This window comes from Spirulina subsalsa FACHB-351, assembly GCF_026130165.1.
Classification (GTDB): domain Bacteria; phylum Cyanobacteriota; class Cyanobacteriia; order Cyanobacteriales; family Spirulinaceae; genus Spirulina_A; species Spirulina_A subsalsa_A.
The window spans coordinates 1-3871 of record NZ_JAIHOM010000219.1 but is presented as its reverse complement, the minus strand read 5'-3'; the positions used below and the strand labels follow the sequence as shown (position 1 = coordinate 3871).

General features: G+C 47.5%; 4 protein-coding genes and 1 pseudogene. All 5 read right to left on the bottom strand.

The window, feature by feature from the left end; all coding sequences use genetic code 11:
- Positions 1-74: 74 nt before the first annotated feature.
- The 5 genes and pseudogenes from K4A83_RS22290 to K4A83_RS22270 all read right to left on the bottom strand — a co-directional run bounded on the left by K4A83_RS22290 (position 75) and on the right by K4A83_RS22270 (position 3719).
- Entirely contained in the window at positions 75-704 is a 630-nt protein-coding gene (locus K4A83_RS22290) for a hypothetical protein (RefSeq protein ID WP_265266914.1), read from the bottom strand.
- Positions 701-1330: a flavin prenyltransferase UbiX gene (locus tag K4A83_RS22285; RefSeq protein WP_265266913.1), complete on the bottom strand. Its 630-nt coding sequence runs from the start codon at positions 1328-1330 to the stop codon at positions 701-703. The genes K4A83_RS22290 and K4A83_RS22285 overlap by 4 nt, the downstream gene beginning before the upstream one ends.
- A gap of 233 nt (positions 1331-1563) precedes the next feature.
- A complete protein-coding gene (locus tag K4A83_RS22280; protein ID WP_265266912.1) occupies positions 1564-2316 on the bottom strand; it encodes a ParB N-terminal domain-containing protein in 753 nt (250 codons plus the stop codon).
- 12 nt (positions 2317-2328) lie between these two features.
- Positions 2329-3204, bottom strand: a pseudogene (locus tag K4A83_RS22275) (ParA family protein); the annotation flags it as partial.
- Between the two features lie 206 nt (positions 3205-3410).
- Positions 3411-3719, bottom strand: a complete 309-nt coding sequence (locus K4A83_RS22270; protein WP_265266910.1) for a transposase — start codon at positions 3717-3719, stop codon at positions 3411-3413.
- Positions 3720-3871: the final 152 nt, after the last annotated feature.

Here is a 3871-nt window from a genome sequence, read left to right as displayed (position 1 = left end):
CTCCCCTGCTCCCCCTCTTCCCTGCTCCCCCGCTCCCCCTCTCCCTCGCTCCCCGAGTTATCTGCAAACCCTCACTAAACCCAATCCTCCTCCTCTTCCGGTGAAGAGTCAGGGCGAAAGGGTGGCGTAATCACCCGATAATCTGCCTCGTAAATATTATCAGTTTGGCGGGCGGATTCTTCGGGAGTGGGTTGAGGGGTTCTCTCCCCATATTGTTGACGGTAAACGGTTCCCTCTTTTTGAGTTTGGGGGGGAGGCTGAGGGACTTCATAACTGCGGGGAGAATCCCGATAGTCCTCACGGGGTCGAGGACGGGGAATAGTGCGTTCACGGGGAGGTTCTTCAATATCCCACTCTTCCTCTCCCGGTGCGTCCCAGTCTTCCGAGAGGGGTCTGTCCCAGCCATTGCTATCCTGAAGACGGGTTTTTGCCCCTTCTGAGGGGTTTTCTGACTCTCGATACCGGGGAGCAGGTTGGGGGGGGGTACGGGGTCGAGAAGAACCGGAAACGGGGCGATAGTTGAGAATTTGTAGGAGGATGCTCGTCAAAATTCCGGATGCGATCGCCAACACCAACCAAATGGCCACCGGGAGCGAGACTGTCGTAGCTCCAAACAGCACCAAAGGCAACAGCGGCACCCAATTTTGAGCCACCAGCAACGTTAACGCCAAAACCAGTAACAAGAGAACAAAAATCTGCATCATTCCTCCCCGTTTCCTTTGGTCTTGCCCCCCTGCCAACGCTTGAGGGGAACACAATCAATCTCGAACTGATCTAACGCTCGGGCTATCACAAAATCCACTAAATCCTCAATGGTTTCGGGATGATGATACCAAGCGGGAATCGCTGGCACAATGCGCACTCCTGCTTCAGCCAAGGTGGTGAGGTTGCGTAGATGAATCACACTCAACGGCGTTTCCCGAGGGACGAGAACCAGTTTCCGCCCTTCTTTTAACTGTACATCCGCCGCCCGTTCCAGTAAATCAGAACTTAACCCTTGGGCAATTTTAGCCACGGTACTCATACTACAGGGAATCACCAGCATTCCCAAGCTAGGAAAAGACCCACTGGCAATAGTAGCCCCCACATCTCCCCAACGATGACAGCGTAACACTCCCTGACTGGGATTCCCGGCTTGTTCTCGCCAAAAAATCGCTTGTTCATCGGGGTCTGGGGGCATTCGGATATTATGTTCCCCTTGCCAGACCATATAGGCCGCTTTAGATGCCACAATATCTAGGGTATAGTCTGCCGTGAGAAGGTATTTAATAGTTCGGACGGCATAAATTAGGCCACTGGCACCACTAATGCCAAGGGTGAGAGGTTTCATGGGCAGGTCAATAGGGAATGGGGAATAGGGAATAGGGAATGGGGAATAGGGAATAGGGAATAGGGAATGGGGAATAGGGAATGGGGAATAGGGAATGGGGAATGGGGAATGGGGAATCATTATTATTAATTCTCAATTCCCACATCTTACTGATGACTATTCACTGATAACGTAGGGAACACAGGAATTGATGTAATGCTGACGCACCCTCCTTGAATTTTTACCAATACCCCTCAACTCATAGCAAAAGCATCAATCATCTTAATTAAAGTTTTATCCCCCAACCCTTTCACCGAGGCAACTACATCACCATACCCGCGAAAAACCTGCTGGGGTTGTTTGTCCCGCGCTGTAATAATCGCATTGGCTAAAATACTGGCACGGGGAATATTTCGCCGTTCTAATTCAGAGCGTAATGACTTCCCATCTAACACATTCAGCGAATCTAATAATCCCATCACCGGGCCAGAAGTTTCGGCGGAGGGTTCAGGAGGAGGTGTCGTTTCTAACAGATTAATCCTCTCAGCTAACTGTTGAAATAAACTGTTAAATTCAGCCCGAATTTCTTGACCTTGTTGCTCTAAGCGTTGTTCTAAATTGAACAGGCGCTGGTCATCCTGTGCTGGGACAATCCCAGGTGTTTCTGGGGCTTCAACTCCCTGTGAAATATGAGGACTCAGGGCTTCAAAGAAAGCTGCCAACTGTTCTATAACATAACTCTGTTGTGCTTCCTGAATCACAAAAGCGTTGACCATTTCCCCTTGATGAGGATTCTTTTCTTTCGCCCGCATCGCGGCATGATAAGCTAGTTCTCCGGCAATTAATTCATAACTCTCAAACCCAGCTTTTTTCACAATAACAGGTTGTAAAAGTCCCTCAACTTTGAGAATATAATCTGCCAGCTTTTCTAATTGTGACTCACTAAAATCAGAACGGGGGCTATTGCATATAATGTTCTCAATGTCAATCATTAAAAAAATGACCATTTTTTCATCTCCTTACACTTCAATTTTGCTCAATACTTCATCGGCTAACTGTTCAAACTCCAAGGCGGAGGCTTTGGCTTCTTGAGGGGCTTTCAGGGCATAATCTAGGATGGATTGGGGTGCAGGTATTTCTAAGTCTCCCATCAAAATCGTTTGGTTAATACATTTAGAAAGGGCTGTTCTTTCTAAGATTACTGTTTCCATTAGGGGAAAGTTATAGACTTCTGTAATCGCCAGTTGATGTTTAGGGAAAGTGTGTTTTAAATACATAGGATTGGGAGAAATTTTAGAGGGTAAAACCCCTAAAATGTTTAACGGTTCTTTCCCTAAGCCTTCGCGATTTTCATTAATGATTGTGTTAACAAATTCTCCGACGCTGGATAGCCCTTGATTGGAAAAAGGTTTTAAGTCTGAGGGAATAATCAGATAATCGGCGGCGGTGAGGGAGGCTTGAGCGTATAAATCTAAAGAGGGGGGTGTATCAATAATAACAAAATCGTATTGTTCTGTCACTTTGTCCAGTTTTCTGGCTAAACGGATAGCGGTACTGGCAAAACGGGTTAAATTCGGTTGTTGGGAAATGAGGGTGATATGAGAGGGAACGACATCAATTTCCGGCTGGTTAAAACAATTGGAAGGTTTCACCACATTTTCAACAAAGATGAGATGGGTATTTTCTAGGAGGTGGTAAACATTGCAGGTTTTGAGATCATCCTCCTGCTCAAATTCAAATTTAATGAGTCCTGTGGCGAAGGTGCTGTTAGCTTGTGCATCGATGTCTACCAATAAAATCCGTTTTCCCCGTTTGCGTAAGACGGCAGCTAGGTTAACGGCTACGGTTGTTTTCCCGACTCCCCCTTTGTGGTGATAAATCGCAATGGTTTTCATACCTGTTACTGACCAGTGGTTAAGATATTTCTCTAGCCTATCAGAGATGTGACTCCTATCTGGGCTTGGGGGGTGGTGTGGGGGGGTCGATTAGCGGCGAATTTGGAGGCGTTGGTACTCGATTTTGATGCAGGCGTTCATAATCACGTTTAAGCCTGCGTCGTGAAGTTCTCCTCCGCTAACCCTAGGGGTATAACGGGGGCTTCTCAAGCCAACCAAGAGAGTTGAACTCCCTCCATGGCTTGAGCTTCCTGCTTCATCGGCCGACCAACGTCGAAGCCTCTACAGGCAGGCAAGATGATCCCCACCTCGCGTAACGCCCGATTGAGAATGTTGATCGCCGCATTCTCATCCCTGTCCATTTCCAGGCCACAATGGGGGCATTGATGAGTTCTGACCGACAAGGTTTTCAATACTTTCCCACCGCAGCCTGAACAATCCTGAGAGGTTCCCTGGGCGGAAACCTTGACCACGTGAAGACCGCGTTTTACCGCTACTGCCTCCACAATCGTCATGAATCCACCCCAACCCGCATCTAGGATTGACCGAAAATAATGGGATACAAGCCCCGTCCTTCAGGACGGCTTTTTATTACCCATTTTTCAATTCCATGTTATTATAATATTTGATATCCATTAACTCAGTATCATCCGTGTTTGTCTACGAG